The organism is Dyella sp. 2RAB6, from assembly GCF_052115385.1.
GTDB lineage: Bacteria > Pseudomonadota > Gammaproteobacteria > Xanthomonadales > Rhodanobacteraceae > Dyella_D.
Genome location: NZ_JBFRGP010000001.1, coordinates 141726 through 159509, shown reverse-complemented (window position 1 = coordinate 159509; position 17784 = coordinate 141726). Strand labels below are relative to the sequence as shown.

31 protein-coding genes are annotated in these 17784 nt (G+C 64.6%); all 31 read left to right on the top strand.

What is annotated here, in order from left to right; translation table 11 throughout:
* Positions 1–2: 2 nt before the first annotated feature.
* The 31 genes from AB4083_RS00850 to AB4083_RS00700 all read left to right on the top strand — a co-directional run bounded on the left by AB4083_RS00850 (position 3) and on the right by AB4083_RS00700 (position 17775).
* The gene (locus AB4083_RS00850; RefSeq protein ID WP_441605858.1) at positions 3–239 is read left to right on the top strand and encodes a hypothetical protein; all 237 of its coding nucleotides are present in this window, start codon (positions 3–5) and stop codon (positions 237–239) included.
* Complete coding sequence (locus AB4083_RS00845) at positions 236–844, top strand: hypothetical protein (protein ID WP_441605857.1); 609 nt, start codon at positions 236–238, stop codon at positions 842–844. The genes AB4083_RS00850 and AB4083_RS00845 overlap by 4 nt, the downstream gene beginning before the upstream one ends.
* Complete coding sequence (locus tag AB4083_RS00840) at positions 841–1074, top strand: hypothetical protein (protein ID WP_441605856.1); 234 nt, start codon at positions 841–843, stop codon at positions 1072–1074. Before AB4083_RS00845 ends, AB4083_RS00840 begins: the two co-directional genes overlap by 4 nt.
* A complete protein-coding gene (locus tag AB4083_RS00835) occupies positions 1071–1205 on the top strand; it encodes a hypothetical protein (protein WP_441605855.1) in 135 nt (44 codons plus the stop codon). Before AB4083_RS00840 ends, AB4083_RS00835 begins: the two co-directional genes overlap by 4 nt.
* Positions 1206–1214: 9 nt before the next feature.
* On the top strand, positions 1215–1829 hold the full coding sequence (locus AB4083_RS00830; protein ID WP_441605854.1) for a DUF3164 family protein: 615 nt from the start codon (positions 1215–1217) through the stop codon (positions 1827–1829).
* Between the two features lie 7 nt (positions 1830–1836).
* Positions 1837–2169, top strand: coding sequence for a hypothetical protein (locus AB4083_RS00825; protein ID WP_441605853.1), 333 nt, complete (start codon positions 1837–1839; stop codon positions 2167–2169).
* On the top strand, positions 2166–2369 hold the full coding sequence (locus AB4083_RS00820; protein ID WP_441605852.1) for a hypothetical protein: 204 nt from the start codon (positions 2166–2168) through the stop codon (positions 2367–2369). The genes AB4083_RS00825 and AB4083_RS00820 overlap by 4 nt, the downstream gene beginning before the upstream one ends.
* An 11-nt stretch (positions 2370–2380) precedes the next feature.
* A complete protein-coding gene (locus AB4083_RS00815) occupies positions 2381–2818 on the top strand; it encodes a phage protein GemA/Gp16 family protein (RefSeq protein ID WP_441605851.1) in 438 nt (145 codons plus the stop codon).
* Positions 2819–2822: 4 nt separating this feature from the next.
* Positions 2823–3086 carry a hypothetical protein gene (locus tag AB4083_RS00810; protein ID WP_441605850.1) on the top strand — a complete coding sequence of 88 codons (264 nt, stop codon included), beginning with the start codon at positions 2823–2825 and terminating at the stop codon, positions 3084–3086.
* Positions 3087–3089: 3 nt separating this feature from the next.
* Positions 3090–3698 carry a hypothetical protein gene (locus AB4083_RS00805; protein ID WP_441605849.1) on the top strand — a complete coding sequence of 203 codons (609 nt, stop codon included), beginning with the start codon at positions 3090–3092 and terminating at the stop codon, positions 3696–3698.
* Positions 3682–4092 (top strand): Mor transcription activator family protein, encoded by a 411-nt coding sequence (locus AB4083_RS00800; RefSeq protein WP_441605848.1) that lies wholly within the window; start codon positions 3682–3684, stop codon positions 4090–4092. Before AB4083_RS00805 ends, AB4083_RS00800 begins: the two co-directional genes overlap by 17 nt.
* Before the next feature lie 36 nt (positions 4093–4128).
* Complete coding sequence (locus tag AB4083_RS00795) at positions 4129–4353, top strand: hypothetical protein (RefSeq protein WP_441605847.1); 225 nt, start codon at positions 4129–4131, stop codon at positions 4351–4353.
* A 205-nt stretch (positions 4354–4558) separates the two neighbouring features.
* Positions 4559–4885: a putative holin gene (locus AB4083_RS00790; RefSeq protein ID WP_441605846.1), complete on the top strand. Its 327-nt coding sequence runs from the start codon at positions 4559–4561 to the stop codon at positions 4883–4885.
* The gene (locus tag AB4083_RS00785; RefSeq protein ID WP_441605845.1) at positions 4882–5649 is read left to right on the top strand and encodes a transglycosylase SLT domain-containing protein; all 768 of its coding nucleotides are present in this window, start codon (positions 4882–4884) and stop codon (positions 5647–5649) included. Before AB4083_RS00790 ends, AB4083_RS00785 begins: the two co-directional genes overlap by 4 nt.
* Positions 5646–6074, top strand: a complete 429-nt coding sequence (locus tag AB4083_RS00780; RefSeq protein ID WP_441605844.1) for a hypothetical protein — start codon at positions 5646–5648, stop codon at positions 6072–6074. Before AB4083_RS00785 ends, AB4083_RS00780 begins: the two co-directional genes overlap by 4 nt.
* A 210-nt stretch (positions 6075–6284) precedes the next feature.
* Positions 6285–6512, top strand: coding sequence for a hypothetical protein (locus tag AB4083_RS00775; protein ID WP_441605843.1), 228 nt, complete (start codon positions 6285–6287; stop codon positions 6510–6512).
* Positions 6509–6757, top strand: coding sequence for a TraR/DksA C4-type zinc finger protein (locus tag AB4083_RS00770; protein ID WP_441605842.1), 249 nt, complete (start codon positions 6509–6511; stop codon positions 6755–6757). Before AB4083_RS00775 ends, AB4083_RS00770 begins: the two co-directional genes overlap by 4 nt.
* Positions 6754–7047: a DUF2730 family protein gene (locus AB4083_RS00765; RefSeq protein WP_441605841.1), complete on the top strand. Its 294-nt coding sequence runs from the start codon at positions 6754–6756 to the stop codon at positions 7045–7047. The genes AB4083_RS00770 and AB4083_RS00765 overlap by 4 nt, the downstream gene beginning before the upstream one ends.
* Positions 7044–7349, top strand: coding sequence for a VpaChn25_0724 family phage protein (locus tag AB4083_RS00760; RefSeq protein WP_441605840.1), 306 nt, complete (start codon positions 7044–7046; stop codon positions 7347–7349). Before AB4083_RS00765 ends, AB4083_RS00760 begins: the two co-directional genes overlap by 4 nt.
* 6 nt (positions 7350–7355) lie before the next feature.
* A complete protein-coding gene (locus tag AB4083_RS00755; protein WP_441605839.1) occupies positions 7356–7910 on the top strand; it encodes a phage protein Gp27 family protein in 555 nt (184 codons plus the stop codon).
* Complete coding sequence (locus tag AB4083_RS00750) at positions 7907–9529, top strand: hypothetical protein (protein ID WP_441605838.1); 1623 nt, start codon at positions 7907–7909, stop codon at positions 9527–9529. Before AB4083_RS00755 ends, AB4083_RS00750 begins: the two co-directional genes overlap by 4 nt.
* Positions 9523–11100: a DUF935 domain-containing protein gene (locus tag AB4083_RS00745; RefSeq protein WP_441605837.1), complete on the top strand. Its 1578-nt coding sequence runs from the start codon at positions 9523–9525 to the stop codon at positions 11098–11100. The genes AB4083_RS00750 and AB4083_RS00745 overlap by 7 nt, the downstream gene beginning before the upstream one ends.
* Positions 11101–11122: 22 nt before the next feature.
* Positions 11123–12403: a phage head morphogenesis protein gene (locus tag AB4083_RS00740; RefSeq protein WP_441605836.1), complete on the top strand. Its 1281-nt coding sequence runs from the start codon at positions 11123–11125 to the stop codon at positions 12401–12403.
* A 100-nt stretch (positions 12404–12503) separates the two neighbouring features.
* Positions 12504–12986, top strand: a complete 483-nt coding sequence (locus AB4083_RS00735; RefSeq protein WP_441605835.1) for a hypothetical protein — start codon at positions 12504–12506, stop codon at positions 12984–12986.
* Between the two features lie 2 nt (positions 12987–12988).
* Complete coding sequence (locus AB4083_RS00730) at positions 12989–13567, top strand: phage virion morphogenesis protein (protein WP_441605834.1); 579 nt, start codon at positions 12989–12991, stop codon at positions 13565–13567.
* A 257-nt stretch (positions 13568–13824) separates the two neighbouring features.
* Positions 13825–14931, top strand: a complete 1107-nt coding sequence (locus AB4083_RS00725; protein WP_441605833.1) for a phage protease — start codon at positions 13825–13827, stop codon at positions 14929–14931.
* Between the two features lie 65 nt (positions 14932–14996).
* Positions 14997–15401, top strand: a complete 405-nt coding sequence (locus tag AB4083_RS00720; protein ID WP_167256483.1) for a hypothetical protein — start codon at positions 14997–14999, stop codon at positions 15399–15401.
* Between the two features lie 78 nt (positions 15402–15479).
* Positions 15480–16376, top strand: a complete 897-nt coding sequence (locus AB4083_RS00715; protein ID WP_441605832.1) for a Mu-like prophage major head subunit gpT family protein — start codon at positions 15480–15482, stop codon at positions 16374–16376.
* A 76-nt stretch (positions 16377–16452) separates the two neighbouring features.
* The gene (locus AB4083_RS00710) at positions 16453–16716 is read left to right on the top strand and encodes an HI1506-related protein (RefSeq protein WP_441605831.1); all 264 of its coding nucleotides are present in this window, start codon (positions 16453–16455) and stop codon (positions 16714–16716) included.
* 82 nt (positions 16717–16798) lie between these two features.
* The gene (locus AB4083_RS00705; RefSeq protein WP_441605830.1) at positions 16799–17311 is read left to right on the top strand and encodes a gp436 family protein; all 513 of its coding nucleotides are present in this window, start codon (positions 16799–16801) and stop codon (positions 17309–17311) included.
* Positions 17308–17775 (top strand): phage tail terminator protein, encoded by a 468-nt coding sequence (locus AB4083_RS00700; protein ID WP_441605829.1) that lies wholly within the window; start codon positions 17308–17310, stop codon positions 17773–17775. Before AB4083_RS00705 ends, AB4083_RS00700 begins: the two co-directional genes overlap by 4 nt.
* Positions 17776–17784: the final 9 nt, after the last annotated feature.

Genomic DNA, 17784 nt, shown 5'->3' with positions numbered 1-17784 from the left:
GCGTGCAAATCCACTTCGAAGACCACGGCCAAGACTTCTATCGCTGGACCCTCGACCAGGACGGCGTGGTGATCGAGAGCTTCCCATTCCAGAACAGCTTGTGGCGCGGTTGCCGTGTCCTGTGGCACGCACAACTGCGCATTGGCGACTGCCTCATCTACCGCAGCGCAGACGGCAAGCACACTCACAACATCCGCTATCCCATCGTGAAGATCGAGAAGACGGAGGCCATGTCATGACGCTCACCGATCAGATGCGCGACCTGCTGAAAAGGGCCGCTGCGCCCCTCAACCTCGACCAGATCATGGAGCAGCTGCCGCACGCCAACCGGCAGACGGCATCGCAGCTCCTCCACCAGCGCAAGCGTGCCGGCGAGATCGTCGTCTGTGTCGAAGACGGCAAGGCTTGCTTTGCACTGTCCGATGGCTTTCGCGCGTCGCCGCGGTCGGCGCCAACGCGCACTGACAAGGCTGCAGACGCTCCCGCGCCTGTCGACACCCCGGTGCCCGCCGCGGTAGTGGTCAGTACTACGGTAAGCCAGGTAGTGAAGGACGCGCTGGCCGACCGCCCCAGCGAGGCCGCTGTAACCGCCGTGCTCCAGACGAATGGCCGTAGGCGGCGGCGCGCGGTTGTCGCGCCCCAAAGCACTGCCCTCGTAGGCGTCCAACGCCCGACCGATGATGCGCAGACGCTGGAGGCTCTCCGCAAGGCCGTCCAGTTCGCCGAGTTTGCGCGCGAAGCCTACATCGACACCTTGGTGGACAAACACGTCTACGGCTGGTTGCAGGAAAGCGTGCGCGCCGCGCGGGACGCCTTGGCTACGTTCGAGCGGGGTGCGCAATGAGCATCACCACCTTGAACGAAGCGACCGCCGTGAACACGCTCTTGCGCTTTTTGCTGGTCAGCATCGACCTGTGGGGCAACAGAGTGGCACCGACCAGCGAAGAGGCGAAGGAGGCTGCAGCCCTCCTCGCCAAGGGCGCGCACGACAAGTTGTGCGCTGGCATCAACGAGAACCAGGTCCGTGAGGCGTGGGATATCAGCGAGCTGAGTTTTAGGAGACCAGGCACATGACGGACATCGATGCCCAGCGGGGCAACGTACAACACGACGATGACGACGAGCTGCCTCCCGTACTTGGCGAGCGGTACCGCGACGTCCTCTGCGACATCAACCATGCGGCGAACAATGCCGCCAACCAGTAAAGGAAGACTATGAACACCGACATCATTCCGGCCGGGCATCGCAAAGACAGCCGCGGCCGCCTGGTTCCCGAGAGCCAGATTAAGGAAATCGACCTGCTGCGTGATGAGCTGGTGCGTGAGCTTAACGCTGAGGCGATCGCTGTGCAGGCGGTCCTGGCTAAGTTCAAGAAGAAGGCGTTCGACACCATCAACACCTTCGTCGATCTGAGCGCGGAGAAGTACGGCGCCAAGCTCGGCGGGAACAAGGGCAACGTTTCGCTCCTCACGTTCGACGGCGCGCTGCGCGTGCAGCTGGCCATTCAGGAAAGCATCCAGTTCGATGAGCGCCTGCAGGCGGCGAAGGAGCTGATCGACGAATGCCTGCGGGAATGGACCGTCGGCGCCCGGCCGGAGATCGCCACCCTCGTGCAGGATGCCTTCCGGGTCGACTCTGCCGGCAAGCTCCGTACGGGTTCCGTTCTGGCGCTGCGTCGCCTCGACATCACCGACCCGCGCTGGCAGGACGCCATGCAGGCAATCAGCGATGCGGTTCAGGTGGTGGGCAGCAAGAGCTATGTGCGCTTCCACCATCGCGACGCCAATGGCCAGTACCAGGCCGTCAGCCTCGACATCGCGGGGGTCTGATATGGGCATGCTTACAGACGCCACCCGGATGCAGGCTCCCTTTCGGTTCGAGTCTATCGACACGCGCCAGGACGCACTGATCGTCAACTACTACGGCACGCCCGTGGCCAGCTGCTGGGATGAAGGGCAAGCGCGGGAAGTGGTTGCGCTGTTGAACCGCGGTGCGATGGACGTCGCGCCGGAGCATCCCGAAGTTCAGCAGGTGCTGGACCGCTGGAATGGGCAGTTGCCATTGGAGATCGTGGCGCTAATCCTCGGCCTGGATGCCAAGCTCTCGTCGCTATCTCCCGCTGGGTTGCTCGAAGCGGGAGCCGGCATTTCCGATAGGAGTGCGGCGTGATGGTTGAGCAGCGAGATCCGCGCATTGACCCGCAGCCCGGCGACAGCGTCACCGTTGACGGTGAAACGCGAGAGGTGGAAGCCGTGCGTGACGGTCGGATCTATTACAGCTGGCCGGGCAAGATCGCCGTCCGTTCGTTGTTCGAGGCCAGCTGGCGCAGCTGGGCCGACAAGGCCAGTGTGTGGAACGCGCGGGCGTAGCGGAGCAGATCATGCGTAAGTCCAAGCCAGGTACGCCACGCACACGCCAGCTCGCCGCGATCCATGTGATCGCGCAGAAGCAGCTGCGCCTGGATCGCGAGACCTACGTGGGGCTACTCCAGCGGGTCGGCGGCGTATCCACCTCCGCCGACCTCGACGAGCGCGGCCGCGCGCGTGTCCTGAAGGAGCTGCGGCGGCTCACGGGCGAAGGCGAGAGGCAGATGACCAATGCCGTCGCGATGCCCGACGCGCCGCAGAACGTGCGTGACGAGATCGCCAGCATGGTGGGTAAGGTCGCGGCGATCCTCGCGGATATCGGCAAGCCCTGGAGCTACGCCCACGGCACCGCCCGCAACATGTTCAAGGTCCAGCGCGTCGAATGGCTACGCGCGGACCAGCTACACCGCCTCGTGGCGGCTCTGCAGATCAGTGCGAATCGGAGGAAGTGAGGGCATGAAAGCAGTGAAGGCTACGCTCGATGGACTCAACAGAGGCGCATCGACGGCGCAGGAAGTGAGCAATGACATTGCCGCCCACGACGGCGGTTCGATGGAGTACCTCGCCGGCTATCTGTCGGGCCATTTCATGGGCCTGCTCGGTATGGCCGCTGCGCGTATGGGAAGTGACGGCGCAAGGGGTCTGCTTGTCTCGGTAACGTCGACTTTCGAGCAAGGCGTAAGCGTCGTTGAGTCTGGTTCATCGGCGAGGGTGCAGTAACCCATGCACGTGACTTGCCCCTGCTGCAGCGATTCGTTCCCCATTGCGGCGGGCTTTCTGGAGCAGGACGGCAAGCGTTTCGGCATGCAGCTCGCCAGCATGGAGCCGGCACTTGGTCGCGCGATTCTCGACTACCTGGCTCTGTTCTCGCCCGCCAAACAGAAGCTGCGTCTCGCCAAGGCAGTAAGGCTGGTGGCCGAGCTGGACGCCCTGGTGAAGGAAGGCAGCGTATGTCGCGATGAGCGCGCGGGGATGCGGCGCCCGTGTTCAACCGCACAATGGATTGCCGGCATCGAGCAAATGCTGGAGAAGCGATCGGCACTCACGCTCCCTCTGGCAAACCACAACTACCTGCGCACCGTGGTGTTCGGAATTGCCGAGCTGGCCGGTGCGCAAGCCGAGATCCGACGTGAAGCGGATGCCCGTGCGGGGCGACCGCTATCACGGGGAACGGGTGTTAGCCCGCCCCAGCCACGCGAAGACCCACTGAAGAACGAACTGGCGTATCTCGACCAGTTGCACAGTTACGGCCAACTGAGCGATGCGGAGTATGACGAGAAGCGCGCAGCGGCCTACGTGAAGTTCGGAGGCGACCGTGAACGATCAGACTGAACTGCCCCTCGGCGAAATTGACGGTGCGCTGCTCGCCGATCACATCGGCGACCTGGACCCGCCCCCCGAGAAGTGGGCAGCAACCCTAGCCAGCTTGGTCGACCACCTGGCTGACTTCTATCGCCGTAATGGGCGCAATGACGAAGCCGCTATCGGGGAAGCGCAGAAGGTGGTGGCGCTACTCGCCCATGACTTCGGCGGTCGTCCCATATATCTCCCGCGCGGCGATCGCCTGCAGCAAGCCCTCGTTGCGCGCCAGATCTACCTCCTCCACAACGGCCGGAATGTGGAAGAGTTGGCCGAGCGTTTTGGCTACACCGTGCGTCACGTTCAACGCGTATATGCGGAACAGCGCTCAATTGAGACTCGCAAGCGCCAGTCCCAGCTTTTCTAGTAGGCTCTTGATACCAAACCAACAGGAAGGAATCGAATGGACGTCGACCTGTATCAGAGCGCAATCAACAAGGCCAAGTTCGTTGCTGTGCCATTGGGCTATGAGCCGGCAGGATTGCTTGCGCTGACGAAAGATCCTGACTTCGCGACGGTGCATCATCACAACACGATCCGTAACATTCAGCCGGGTGACAAGCGGGTCGGCGTAGACACTGACACGGTACTGGCCAACATTGACGCGGACGGCTGGAGCTACCTCTAAACCCACGCCGTCTACGTTTTTCCCACTGAGCCCCGCCATCGAGCGGGGCTTTCTATTTGCAGCGACGCATGTCGCATCCATCACCATGCCTTGCATCCGTAGCCTGACCGCGTAGCGCGCTTTCCCCTCCCCTGGAGCGCGCTCAACCGCCGGCGGGCTGTACCCCCTGCAGCCCCGCCGGCACCTCTTATTTAGGAGCGCAGGCATGTCAGGAATCAAAGAGCGTTTGAACGTGGTTTTCCAGGGCTTCCTGGCGGCCGCGAACGGCTTCGGCCGCATGGCGGTGTGGGCGCTGATTTCGCTTGCCCTGCTGGTCGTCATCGCGGTGCTGTTCAACCCTGCGAAGTTCGGCAGCTACCTGTGGATCGTCAGCAAGCTCAGCCTGGCCGCCGTGCTGGGTTACTGCTACGACCGTGCTGCGTTTCCCGACGAACGCCCCAGTCAGCTCGATGGCCTGGAGAAGTCGATGGCGCAGACCAGGCGCAACATGCTGATGGCGGCCTGCATCGTCGCCGCGGGACTGATGCCGTGATCGGCGGCGCGCTGCTGGTGCTGATCGGCTTGGTCTGGACGCTGACCGACCTGAGCTGCGGCCGCAGCGAGTGGTGCATCGGTCCGGGCGGCGTGCAGCGGACCTGGCGCGGCCGCCTCGGCCCGGTACTGGTGGTGATCGGCGTGCTGGTGCTCAGCCTGACCGCCACCGCAGCGCCGCAGAAGGCCGCGGCGCCGGCACCGGCAGCCGTGCGCATCCCCGAGGCCAGCGCCATGTATCGCCGCTGGGTTGAGCAGGCCGTGACTGAGGAATGGGGTGTCGACGGCTCTCCCGCGCGCCTGGCTGCGCAGATCCACGCCGAATCGAGCTGGAACGCCAAGGCACGCAGCCCGGTCGGCGCGGAGGGGTTGACGCAGTTCATGCCTGCGACGAGCAAATGGATCGCCGACAAGTTCCCGGACAAGCTCGGCGGCTTCGACCCCTGGGACCCGCAGCAGGCGGCGCTGGCCGCGGCGATCTACGACCGATGGCTTGCCGACCGGAATCCTGGGACCGGCGCCTGCAGCACTTGGTCGTTCGCGCTTAGCGCTTACAACGGCGGCGAGGGGCGTTTGCATGCCGAGCAACTTCTGGCCAGCAAAGCCGGTCGCGATCGAGGCCGATGGTTCGGGCATGTTGCCGATATGCGCGCCCGCTCGCCGGACGCATGGCGCGAGAACCGCACCTACGTGCATCGCATTCTCACCGTGCTCGAACCGGCCTACATCAACGCCGGCTGGGCCGGGAAGGCGGCCTGCGTATGAAGACCGGAGCCGTGATTATCGGGGTGGCCATCTTCACCTGCTCCGTGGCCCTCGCAGGGTTCGGCCTGGGTGTTGCATATGAGTCTCGTGTCAGCGCCACCGCGATCGGCAAAGCCAAGGGCGAGGCGACGAACGCGAACGGCGATGCCAAGGCGGCCCGCGACGCCCTGACCGATGTGCAGCGGCGCCTGCAGCAGCAAAAGGCCGACCTCGACCACGCTCGGCAGATTGCATCCCTCGCGCTCCAACAGCGCGACGCCGCATTGAACGACCTCTCCAAGCTCACCCAGCAGCGCAGTGAAGCGCTGAGGACGGCCGCCCGTGAAAGCCCTGAATGCGCTGATCTTCGTCATCTGCCTATCTGTCCCGCTGTTGCTGATCGCCTGTTCTCACCAGCAAACGACCCGCCCAGCGGCAGTCATTGAGGTACCGGTACCGGCATACCGGCCGCTCGATCGGACGCTGACGCAGCCGATCGTCGAGCCGGTTCCGCCGCCTAAGAACTGCACCTACCAAGGGAAGCCTGCCTGGTGCGTGCTTGATGGTCTGGTCTGGATCGAAGAGTGGCGGGGCAAGGTGCGCGAAGCGAACACCGATCGCGCGACCGCAGCGAAGACCAGTGCGGGGCCGACACCATGACGCCCTTCGAGAAAGACGTGGACGCGCTGATCAAAGAAGTGCGGCGCGAGGGTTGGGAGCAGTTGAACGTCGCCGGCAAGCTCAAGGGCATCGAGCGTGCTGCGGCGACGACGCACGCCAACGTCAAGGCGTCGGTTGCCGATCGACTGACTCGCCTGATGTGGCAGCACGGCCTAGGCATCGAGCCGGGCTCGGACAAGAAGCAAAACGGAGCACGGCGTTGACCGACGACATCGAGCGCGCACAAGAGATCGAGCAGAGAGACAGGGACAACGCTTTGCGCCTGCAGCTCGAACGCCAAGCCCGCATCAAGGCGAGCTTCGCCCCGCGAGTGGAAGGCGTTGAAGCGACCTGCATCGACTGCGATGAAGCCATCGAGCCGGAACGGCTCAAGGCCCTGTCCCACAAGACCAGCCGCTGCGCGCAATGCGCGCGCGACCACGAGCATCGTCTGCGGGGGTTCCGGTGAACGACGTCGTTACCGCCGTAATCATCGCGCTGCTGCTGGCCAACCTGGTCGGGCTGCTCTGGCTAGGCCACCGAGTCAGCGGACAGAGCAGCGAGAACCGGGCGCTCGCCGACCGCATCACGCACCTCGAAGCCCGGGTCAACACCATGCCGTCGCATCGCGACCTGGCCGACCTGCGCGAGGACATAAGCGAAGTCAACGAAGCTGCAGCGGCCATCAATGGTCAGATGCAAACCATGACGCAACTGATGCGGACCATTCAGGAACACCTGCTGGAGAACGACCGATGAAGACCTTTGCCGATTGCCTACGCGAGGACCGCCGGCTGGTGATCCTTCGCATTCTTTCCGAGCAGCCTGGCTACCGCCTCAATTCGTCGAACCTGCACGCCGGCCTGCACCACCTGGGCGTGGTCGCCGCGCGAGACGACGTCGTGACCGATATCCACTGGCTGCGCGACCAGTCGCTGCTGTCGCTGGAGGAAGTGCCGGAGGTGGGCAACCTGTACCTCTGCACCCTTACGTCCCGCGGCGCCGATGTCGCGTGTGGCAATGCCCGGGTGCCTGGCGTCAGCCGGCCGACCCCGCGGTAATCGATCATGCCGCGCGCATCGAGCATCAAGCGTTTGCCGGCGGATCAGCGCGCCTTCCTGGAGAAGCTGCTGCGCGAGGACCGCTACACCCTGGATGAGATCCTGGCCAAGGTGCAGGAGCGCTTCCCGAGCAGCCAGGCGCCGAGCCGGAGCGCCCTGGGACGATACAGCCAGCAGGTCAACGAGCTGGCCGGCCGTATGCGCGACATCCAGGCCGCCAGCACAGTCCTGGTCTCCGAGCTAGGCGAAGACCCCAACGATCGTGCCGGGCAGCTCCTGGTGCAGTCGGTGACGACGCTGGCCACACATGCTGCCCTGAACGCTACGGGCGAGGACAAGGAAGTCTCGATCAAACAAGTAGGCGAACTGGCCCGCGCCGCACGTGCTGTGCTTCAAGCCCGCAAGATGAGCCTGGCCGAGCGCCAGGAGATCGCGCGCATTGCGCGCGAGCAGCTGCTGTCCGAGCAGGCGGAGAAGCTGAAGGAGGTGGCGAAGGCTGCCGGCATGACCGCAGCAACGGCGGACACCATCAAGCGTCAGATCCTAGGTATTCCGGCATGACCGTCGACGTGGCCAAGACGCCGCTGGCAGTGACGCTGGAACAACACCTGCGGACCGACCTTCCCAGCACCGCTAGCAGTGACGTTCCCGCCGCGCTGCTGCCGTACCAGCAAGCATGGATAGCCGACCAGGCTGACTTCAAGGTCTGCGAGAAGAGCCGCCGCACCGGCCTGACCTGGGCCGAGGCTGCTGATGACGTGCTGATCGCCGGACGCTCTCGCGAAGCCGGCGGCATGAACGTGTATTACATCGGCTACAACATGGACATGGCTATCGAGTTCATCGAAGCCTGCGCCATGTGGGCGCGCGCCTTTGACCAGGCATGCGAGGCCGTTGAGGAAGGCGAGGAGCTGTTCCAGGACGGCAACGACGAGAAGGCGATCAAGACCTACACAATCCGCTTCGCCTCGGGCTTCCGCATCGTCGCCCTGTCGAGCCGTCCCGCAAACCTTCGCGGCAAGCAGGGCGTGGTGGTGATCGATGAGGCCGCCTTCCACAACGATCTGGACGAGCTGCTGAAGGCGGCGATCGCTCTGCTAATGTGGGGTGGCAAGGTGCGCGTGATCTCCACCCACGACGGCGTCGACAACCCATTCAATCAGCTGATCGAGGACATCCGCGCCGGCAAGCGATCCGGGAGCATCCATCGCATCACATTCGAGGATGCCATCGTGCAGGGCCTGTTCGAGCGTGTCTGCCTACGCCAGGGAAAGGTGTGGTCAGATGAAGTGCAGGCCATGTGGAACGCAGCGATCCGCAAGACATACGGCGATGCCGCTTCTGAAGAGCTGGACGTCGTGCCATCCCAGGGATCGGGCGCATGGCTGTCGGGCGTCCTCATCGAAGCGCGCATGCACTCGGCGTCGGTGCTGCGCTACACCTGCCCCCAGGGCTTCGAGAAGGAGCCGGACGCCTATCGCTACCAGGTGATCCAGGAGTGGCTCCGACTCGAAGTGGAGCCACTCCTGGCCGAGCTGGACCCGCGCCTGCAGAGCTTCATGGGGATGGATTTCGGCCGCACTGGCGACCTGTCGGTGATCGCTCCGGCGCAGATTGCGCAGGACCTGACGCGCCGCATCCCGTTCATGCTGGAGCTGCGCAATATGCCGCATCGCCAGCAAGAGCAGATCCTGTTCTTCGTTTGCGATCGCCTACCCAACTTTGCCAAGGGCGCCGTCGACGCGCGCGGCAACGGCAGCGCGGTGGCGGAGTTCCTCGCGCAGCGATACGGATACACACGCATCGAGCTGGTGATGCTCTCGGAGACTTGGTATCGCGAGCAGATGCCGCCACTCAAGGCGGCGTTCCAGGACGGCACCATTCTGGTTCCGCGCGACAAGGATGTGGCTGCGGACCTGCGTATCCTGAAGTTGATCAATGGCGTGGCACGCGTGCCGGAGAAGCGCAGCTCCGGCAAAGACGGTGGGCAGCGGCACGGTGACGCGGCGATCGCGATATCGCTGATGCACTACGCCAGCCGCAATCCAAGCGCGCCGATCGAGTTCGAGGCTGTGCCGAAGAATTCTCGCGGCTTCGACAACGTCCGCACCGACGGTATGCGCATGCATGCCACCGATGATTTTTCTGATCTAGAAGCACCGGAGCCGAAGGCATGGTAACGACCACGCGGGTTGTGGGGCCGGACGGCCAGCCCTTCGCCCTTGCTGACTTGAAAGAGCCGCAGACGAGCCGCACCGAGCAGTTGCGCAACGAATGGCAGGGCCATCCCAGTCGCGGCCTGACGCCTTCGCGCCTGGCGGCGATCCTGGTCGATGCCGAGCAGGGCAGCCTGGTCGCGCAGTCAGAGCTGTTCGAGGACATGGAAGAGCGGGATGGCCACCTGGCCAGCGAAATGCTCAAGCGTCGCGGCGCGGTGATCGAGCTGCCCTGGGACATCGTGCCGCCGTCCAGTCCTTTCCCGAAGGAGAAGGCCGCCGCCAAGCAGCTGAAGGAACTGCTTGCGGAAATCCCTGGGTTCGACGAGCTGCTGTTCGACACCACCGACGCAATCGGCAAGGGATACACCAACCTCGAAATCGAGTGGCACCAGGTCGAGGGCTTCTGGCTACCCGCAAGCGTGACTCACCGACCGCAATCCTGGTTCCAGATCTACCGCGGCTATCGCGAAGAGATCCGGCTGCGCGATGGCACCGCCGATGGCGAGCCGCTCCAGCCCTTCGGGTGGATCAGGCATGTCCATAAAGCCAAGAGCGGGCTTCTGGCGCGATCATCGCTGTTCCGCGTGCTGGTGTGGCCCTATCTCTTCAAGAACTACGCCGTGGGCGATCTGGCCGAGTTCCTGGAGATCTATGGCATCCCGATGCGCCTGGGCAAATACCCGCCTGGCAGCAGCAAGGAAGACAAGCTCACCCTGCTGCGCGCGCTGTCCGAGTTGGGGCACAACGCCGCCGGCATCATTCCGGCGGGCATGGAGCTGGAATTCCTGGATGCCGCCACCGGCGATCCCAAGGCGTACCAGGCAATGATCGACTGGTGCGAACGCACGCAGTCGAAAATGATCCTCGGCGGAACCCTGACCAGCCAGGCCGATGGGAAGAGCAGCACCAATGCGCTGGGCAACGTCCACAACGAGGTGCGCAAGGACATCCGCAACGGCGATGCCAAACAGGTTGCCGCCACGCTGACGCGCGACCTGATCTATCCCATCGCGCTCTTCAACGGCCTGACGGACAGCCTGCGTCGCTCACCTCGGATGTTCTTCCCTGTGGAAGAGACGGGGGACATCGAGACCTACTCGGCGGCGTTGCCGACGTTCGTCAGCATGGGCATGAAGATCTCGCGGCAGTGGGCACAGGAGCGAGTCGGCATCCCGGAGCCGGAAACCGACGAGACGGACCTGCTGCAGGCCCCGGCGCCGGCACGGCCTGCCGGTCAGACAGTAGTCGACGTGGCAGCGGCGACCGCGCAGATGGGCAACCAGCCCCAGGACCCACCCGCGAGGATGACGGAGCAGCTCGACCAGGTCGTCTCTCCAGCGCTTGCCGGGTGGGTGGGGCAGATCCGCGACCTGGCCAGGCAGGCCGAGTCCCTGGAACAGCTCCGCGACGGCTTGTTCGTGCTGCTGCCGGATCTGAGCCTGGACGACTATGCCGCGGCCATGCGCATCGGCCTGGCAGCTGCCGCACTGGCTGGACACTACGAGATCCTGCGGGAAGCGGGTGGTGCATGATCGGCGCAGCGGGTGACCACTGATGGCCGATGCAGCAGTCGCCTATGCGTCGCTTCCCTTCCAGGAGCAGATCGCATTCTTCCGCCGCAAGGGCAACGTCACGACCGACCGGTGGACGGACGTGTGGCAGGAGGAGCATGACCACGCCTTCATGGTGGCCGGCGCGAATCGCATCGATCTGCTCGTCGACCTTCGCGATGCCGTCGACAAGGCAATCGCCAGCGGCACGGGGCTGGAACAATTCCGGAAGGACTTCGACGGGATCGTTGCGAAGTACGGCTGGGACTACACAGGCGGCCGCAACTGGCGCACGCGCGTGATCTTCGAGACCAACCTTCGCACCAGCTACGCCGCCGGCCGCTATGCGCAGCTGCAGGCGCTGAAGAAGGTACGGCCATACTGGCGATATCGCCATAGCGACAGCGTGCAGCACCCGCGCCCCCAGCATCTCGCCTGGAACGGCCTCGTGCTTCTGGCGGACGATCCCTGGTGGGACACGCATTACCCGCCGAATGGCTGGGGTTGCCAGTGCACCGTCGAGGCTTTAAACGATCGTGACTTGAAGCGGCTCGGCAAGGATGCGCCGGACACCGCACCTGACGACGACATGCAGGACGTGGTCGTGGGCAAGCAGGGGTCGTCACCGATGACGGTGCAAACGCCCGCCGGTGTTGATCCTGGCTTCGGCTATGCACCAGGTCGCAGCGCCTTCGAGCAGCTCGCGCAGAACACCGTGGCGAAGGCTGCGCAGTTGCCGGCGCCGATCGGCGCCAAGGCCCTGGAGCCAGTCATGGCGCTGCCGCGGGCACGGCAGGCGCTCGATGATGGCTATGGCGCCTGGCAGGCCCAGGTCGTCAACGAAGGGCACGCCCGCGGCCTGGCGGTACCTGTCGGCACGCTCGATGTGGACACGGTGAAGCAGATGGCCAAGGCCAACGCGGAGCCAGCGACGGCGTCGATCATGGCCAAGGACGCCGACGTGTTACGTGCTCTAGGACGGGGCACCGATGCCTCGCCTGGTGGCAGTGAGACGCGCCTGGCGCCCGAGGACCTGGCCCACCTTCCGAACATGCTGTCGGCACCAAGGGCTGTGCTGCTGGATGTCGCCAGTAACGCACTGATCTATGTCGCGCCCAGCAGCAATGGCAACAGCGTAGTCGTATCGGTTACCTACCGGCCCAAGGGAGCTGGCACACCGAACCTGGCCAATACGTTCCGCGGTGCCTCGATCAGCACGTTGACGGATATCCGTGCGCAGGTCGCAACGGGTTCGCTGTTGCTTGTCCAGGGATCATTGGACTGATATGCCCGCGCCACGCCCGTTGCATGCCCCCCTTGGAATCCGCCGATCCAGGCGGGATGCTAAGGCCGCCGGGCTTTGCCGGCGTACAGGGGAATGGTCGATGGATGCCTTCGTCAATGGATTGCTGACGGTACTTACGAGCGGCATTGTCTCGGCCGTTGCGACAACGCTACTCAATTTCAGCCAGGCGGAACGACAGCTTCGTCGAAACAAGCTGGAAGAACTATGCGTAGCGATCCAGAAGGGCACGCGCTTCGTATACGTTCTCAAGACCAACTACGAAGAGATAACTAGCCGGAACTTCACGCTTGCGGACGTGCGGCAAGCTCTAGAGAAGACATCGTCAGGAGTTACGGACGATATGCTTCGACTCAATACGCTGGTGTCGATCTATTTCCCAGCGCTATACCCCGAGCTTGTTAAGTCAGCAGAACTGGTCGACGAGTTGAAGAAGGTTTCGGGGGATCGTGCGGCGTTCCTTGCCCACATGGATAAGATCATTCAGTCGCGCACGAAGTTGTTGCATCAAGCGACCAAGCACGGGGCTACGCTGAATGAACCTGCCTGGAAATTCTGGAGGTAGTCGTGGCCGGCGCACGCATCGAGTATGAACTGGACATCGCGCGCGTCAGCACCGCGCTCAACAATGCCGCTCGCGCATTGGATACTGATGGCCAGGCCCTGCTGCTCTCGGACATCGGCGAGTACCTGGTGCGCTCCACGCGTGATCGCGCGGCGGCGCAGGTATCGCCGGACGGGACGCCCTGGGCGGCGCTATCGCCACGGTATGCAAAGTGGAAGGAACGCCAGCGGCCCGGTGTGCCCAAGCTGAAATTCGACAACCACATGATCGGTGACCAGTTCACCCACCAGGTGGATAGCAGCACCCTCTATGTCGGCACCAATGCGCCCTACGGCGCAATCCAGCAGGGCGGCGGCGAGATCCACATCGCCGCCAGGTCGCAGCAGGCGTACTTCCACGAACGCAATGGGGAGGTAAGCCCGCACTTCGTCAACAAGCGCAAGTCCAACTTCGCGCAGTGGGTGACCCTTCCGGCCTACACGATCAAGATGCCGGCGCGCCCCTGGCTCGGTGTCAGCGAGCAGGACGCCAACGAGATCGTCCAGCTCACTCTGGACCACCTGGCCGCGGCGGTCGGGTGACCCCCTCTCAGATCGCGCCTGTGGGCGCCTCCGGCGCCCCTGGGGGCGGCAACGGTATGTCCTCGGGGGCGGTCGGCGCTCTCAAACGGGTTTTAAATGCCCTCAAATGGGATTCGGGTCGGTTGCCGGCGTCCGCCGACCCGGCGTAGGCTGGAAACACCCCCCGGATCTGGCGCCTTCGGCCACGACTTTCCGGTCCCGGGAGCAGCGACGCGTGTCGCATCCATGCGCAGGGTCTCGACACCGAGACTGGCCGCATGGCCCGTTCCCCGATCTCCATCGCGCTTGCCGCGTGCACCTTCGAGCTGACCGCTCCCGCGGATGGCTCCAACCTGGTCAGCCTGCAGCTGACGCCCACCGGCGACTTCAAGCCCTGGGACGGCCGCGACCTACCGTCCGGTCACTGGCATATCGACCAGGCGGTCGCCGCAAAGGTGATCAGCAACTTCACCGCGCGTCGGAACGACCGGGTGCTCGACTATGAGCATCAGACCCTCCTCGCGGAGAAGAACGGCCAGCCCGCTCCTGCAGCGGGCTGGATCAAGGGCCTGGAGTGGCGAGAAGGCTCCGGCCTATGGGGCACCGTCGAGCTGACGGCGCGCGCCGGTGATGCCATCGCCGCCAAGGAATATCGGTACGTCTCCCCCGTCTTCAGCTTCGATCGCCGCACGGGCGACGTGCTGGACATCCAGATGGCGGCCATCACGAACAACCCCGCCATCGACGGCATGGAGCCGCTCGCGCTCCGAGCCGCAGCCACTTTCGGCATCCAACTCGACACTGAGGAAACCACTATGAAGAAGTCGTTGCTCGCGACGGCCATCGCCCTGCTCGCGCTGAATGCCAACGCGACCGAAGAAGACGCTGTCGCTGCGCTGACTGCGCGCCTGGAAGCGGACCCGCTGGCGAAGGTGCGCAAGGCGCTGGGCGTGGAAGCGAATGTCACCGAGGACGTTCTGGTCACTGCCTGCACGGCGCTCAAGACCAAGGCCGATACCGCCGCCCAGCCCGATCCGGCCAAGTTCGTACCGGTCTCCGTGGTCGAAGACCTGAAGAAGGACCTGGCCGTGCTCTCCGCCAAGGTGCAGGGCGACGACGTCGAGAAGCTGGTCGAGAAAGGCTTGGCCGACGGCCGCCTGCTCAAGGGCCAGGCGGAATGGGCGCGCAACCTGGGCAAGAGCGACCTGGCCGCGCTGACGGCCTACCTCGACACCGCCCAGCCCATCGCCGCCCTGACGGCGACGCAGACCGCCAATCGTCGCGCGCCGGTGGCGGACAAGGACAACAAACTCACCGAGGAAGAGCTGGCCGTCTGCTCGGCCACCGGCATCGATCCGAAGGACTTCGCCGCTGCGAAAGCCTGATCCCTGATCACCGCGCGGCCGCAGCCGCCTGAGCCAAGACGCTCCAGTCAACGAGGAATCCACCGATGTCCGCTACCACCGTCGAACGCAATACCCCGCGTCGCGCCGCGCGCGAACTGTCCTTCCCGGCGGCGGCCGTGAAGATCCTGGCCGGCACCATCGTGGTGCTCAACGCAAGCGGCTATGCGGAGCCGGCCACCACCGCCACCGGCAAGATCGCCCTCGGCGTCGCCGAAGCGACCATCGACAACAGTGCCGGTGCGGCAGGCGATCAGCAGGTGCCGATCAGCCGCGGCTGTTTCCGCCTGGCCAACAGTGCGTCGGCCGATGCCATCGCCAACACCGACTACGGCGCCACCTGTTACCTGGTCGACAACCAGACCGTCGCCAAGACGGACGGCTCGACCACGCGCTCGAAGGCCGGCGTCATCCGCGGCGTCGACGCCGCGGGCGTGTGGGTCGAGTTCTAGCCCGCTGCCCGTCACCCACACCGTCAACCGTGTCGAGCTGCTGAAGCTGGCTGCACATCCATTCGAGAGGAACCACCAATGTTCATCAATGCGGGCAATCTGAAGACCATTTTCATCGCCTTCAAAGCGGCGTTCCAGGGCGGCCTGACGCAAGCGCAGTCGCAGTACCTGAAGATCGCGACCGTCGTGCCGTCGAGCACCGGCAGCGAGGAATACGGCTGGCTCGGCAATTTCCCGGGCATGCGCGAGTGGGTGGGCGACCGCGTCATCAACGGCGTCAAGGCGCACGGCTACACGATCAAGAACAAGCCGTTCGAGCTGACCGTGAGCGTGCCGCGCGCCGCGATCGAGGATGACCAGTACGGCATCTTCGCGCCGATGATGCAGGAAATGGGTCGCTCGACGGCGGCGCACCCGGACGAGCTGGTGTTCGGCCTGCTCAAGGGCGGTATCAATCAGCCCTGCTACGACGGCCAGTACTTCTTCGACACCGATCACCCGGTCACCAACGCCGACGGCACGGTCGGGTCCGTGTCCAACGTCGACTCCGGCGGCAGCGGTCCCTACTGGTATCTGCTCGATACCTCTCGCGCGCTGAAGCCGGTCATCTACCAGGACCGCAAGGCGGCCAACTTCGTGTCCAAGACCGCCGAGACCGATGACAACGTGTTCGATCGCGCCGAATACGTCTACGGCGTCGATGCGCGCCGCAACGTCGGCTACGGCTTCTGGCAGATGGCCTACGCGAGCAACCAGCCGCTCGACGAAGCGCACCTGACGGCGGCGTACACCGCGATGCGCGAGCAGAAGGGCGACAACGGCCGGCCCCTGGGCATTCGCCCCAACCTCCTGGTGGTCCGCCCGAGCATGAAGATCGCTGCCGACAAGCTGGTCAACGCGACCACGCTGGCCAACGGCGCCGACAACGTCATGAAGGGCATCGTGAACACCATCGATTCCGAGTGGCTCGTCTGACCCATTCGGCGATCTGACGCAACGCGATGGGCGGCGGTGACTAGCCGCCGCCCATCCTTCACCAGGAGAACCCGCTGTGCCCAAGTTCATTGTGAAGTCCATGCGCGAAAGCTTCCGCCGTGCCGGCATCACGTTCACCCGGGAGGGCGTCCCTGTCGACACCGACGACCTCACCGAAGACCAGCTGCAAGCGATCAACGACGAGCCGCTGCTGGTCGTCTACCGCGCCGACGACGATGGCAAGCCCGCCGCCACCGCGGAGGGCAGTGGCAAGGCTCAGTTGACCAAGAGCGCCAAGCAGCCCCCGGGCAAGCCCGCGAAGGACCCGGCGGCGAAGTAATTCGAAAGGAGCGAGAGCGCCGCATGGCGCAATGCGGGGTGGCCGGGAGCGCCCGGCCACCGCCGCACCATCGAGAGAACGCATGTACGTCACCACCGCACAACTCGCCGAACGACCCGCTGCCCGCGAGCTGGCCCAGGTGGCTACGCGCGAGCAGGACGCGATCGTGGACGACACCCTCATGGATGCCACGCTGCGCGGTCTGGACCGCAGCGCTTGGACGCCGGAAGACATCGCCATCGCGGACGACGCCCTGGCGCGCATCGTCGAAGCGATCGGCGAAGCCGACGGCATCATTGATGGGTACCTGGCCAAGCGCTATCCGGTGCCGCTTACCCGCGTGTATCCCGTGGTCACCAACTGGTCGAGGGCGATCACTCGCTACCTGTTGCACAAAGACCGGCACTCGATGGAGCAGAACGACCCCATCGTCCGCGACTACCGCGATGCGCAGAAGCTCCTGCAGCTCGCGGCGACAGGACAGTTCAGCCTGGGCGCAGACGATCCGGTGCTGACCGATCCACAGGACAACGATGTGCAGTTCGTCAGCGACGGCAACCCCTTCCGACGCAAGAGCTTCAGGGACTGCCTGTGACCTTCGCTCCCTTCGACGTGCGCATCGTGGCCGCCAGGCTCAAGACGTTGGGAAAAACCTTGCGCCAGGTCGGCGTCGCGGCTGACTACGCGGCCGTGAAGAACCTGCGCGACTTCCCGACGCCATGCGCCTATGTGCTGCTCGCTCAGGAACAGTTTCAGGACAACGCACCTGGTCACGCCCCTCGCGGCTCCCAGGTGGCGGTGACTCAGAAGGGGCTGGCCACATTCGGGGTGGTGTTGGCGGGACGCAACTACCGCGAGCAGGCCGGCGGACAGCTCGCCGGGGAGATCGTGGATCTGATCCATGCCGCCCGTTCGTGCTTGCAAGGATGGGTGCCGGATGTGCCCGGAGCGCGGCCGCTGCAGATTGATCGCGGCGATCTCCTCCAATACGACGACTCGATCGCACTGTGGTGCGACGTGTGGAAGACGCAAACCATCATCGGCCCGGAGGCTCGATAGCTATGCAGG

What these genes read in the sequence shown, in the direction of transcription:
- AB4083_RS00815 (WP_441605851.1), top strand. Translation starts at nt 2,381, where the DNA reads ATGCGTAAGTCCAAGCCAGGTACGCCACGCACACGCCAGCTCGCCGCG.
- AB4083_RS00825 (WP_441605853.1), top strand. Translation starts at nt 1,837, where the DNA reads ATGCTTACAGACGCCACCCGGATGCAGGCTCCCTTTCGGTTCGAGTCT.
- AB4083_RS00740 (WP_441605836.1), top strand. Translation starts at nt 11,123, where the DNA reads ATGGCCGATGCAGCAGTCGCCTATGCGTCGCTTCCCTTCCAGGAGCAG.
- AB4083_RS00790 (WP_441605846.1), top strand. Translation starts at nt 4,559, where the DNA reads ATGTCAGGAATCAAAGAGCGTTTGAACGTGGTTTTCCAGGGCTTCCTG.
- AB4083_RS00780 (WP_441605844.1), top strand. Translation starts at nt 5,646, where the DNA reads ATGAAGACCGGAGCCGTGATTATCGGGGTGGCCATCTTCACCTGCTCC.
- AB4083_RS00805 (WP_441605849.1), top strand. Translation starts at nt 3,090, where the DNA reads ATGCACGTGACTTGCCCCTGCTGCAGCGATTCGTTCCCCATTGCGGCG.
- AB4083_RS00755 (WP_441605839.1), top strand. Translation starts at nt 7,356, where the DNA reads ATGCCGCGCGCATCGAGCATCAAGCGTTTGCCGGCGGATCAGCGCGCC.
- AB4083_RS00845 (WP_441605857.1), top strand. Translation starts at nt 236, where the DNA reads ATGACGCTCACCGATCAGATGCGCGACCTGCTGAAAAGGGCCGCTGCG.
- AB4083_RS00705 (WP_441605830.1), top strand. Translation starts at nt 16,799, where the DNA reads ATGTACGTCACCACCGCACAACTCGCCGAACGACCCGCTGCCCGCGAG.
- AB4083_RS00715 (WP_441605832.1), top strand. Translation starts at nt 15,480, where the DNA reads ATGTTCATCAATGCGGGCAATCTGAAGACCATTTTCATCGCCTTCAAA.
- AB4083_RS00830 (WP_441605854.1), top strand. Translation starts at nt 1,215, where the DNA reads ATGAACACCGACATCATTCCGGCCGGGCATCGCAAAGACAGCCGCGGC.
- AB4083_RS00725 (WP_441605833.1), top strand. Translation starts at nt 13,825, where the DNA reads ATGGCCCGTTCCCCGATCTCCATCGCGCTTGCCGCGTGCACCTTCGAG.
- AB4083_RS00745 (WP_441605837.1), top strand. Translation starts at nt 9,523, where the DNA reads ATGGTAACGACCACGCGGGTTGTGGGGCCGGACGGCCAGCCCTTCGCC.
- AB4083_RS00720 (WP_167256483.1), top strand. Translation starts at nt 14,997, where the DNA reads ATGTCCGCTACCACCGTCGAACGCAATACCCCGCGTCGCGCCGCGCGC.
- AB4083_RS00735 (WP_441605835.1), top strand. Translation starts at nt 12,504, where the DNA reads ATGGATGCCTTCGTCAATGGATTGCTGACGGTACTTACGAGCGGCATT.
- AB4083_RS00810 (WP_441605850.1), top strand. Translation starts at nt 2,823, where the DNA reads ATGAAAGCAGTGAAGGCTACGCTCGATGGACTCAACAGAGGCGCATCG.
- AB4083_RS00775 (WP_441605843.1), top strand. Translation starts at nt 6,285, where the DNA reads ATGACGCCCTTCGAGAAAGACGTGGACGCGCTGATCAAAGAAGTGCGG.
- AB4083_RS00760 (WP_441605840.1), top strand. Translation starts at nt 7,044, where the DNA reads ATGAAGACCTTTGCCGATTGCCTACGCGAGGACCGCCGGCTGGTGATC.
- AB4083_RS00750 (WP_441605838.1), top strand. Translation starts at nt 7,907, where the DNA reads ATGACCGTCGACGTGGCCAAGACGCCGCTGGCAGTGACGCTGGAACAA.
- AB4083_RS00840 (WP_441605856.1), top strand. Translation starts at nt 841, where the DNA reads ATGAGCATCACCACCTTGAACGAAGCGACCGCCGTGAACACGCTCTTG.
- AB4083_RS00835 (WP_441605855.1), top strand. Translation starts at nt 1,071, where the DNA reads ATGACGGACATCGATGCCCAGCGGGGCAACGTACAACACGACGATGAC.
- AB4083_RS00795 (WP_441605847.1), top strand. Translation starts at nt 4,129, where the DNA reads ATGGACGTCGACCTGTATCAGAGCGCAATCAACAAGGCCAAGTTCGTT.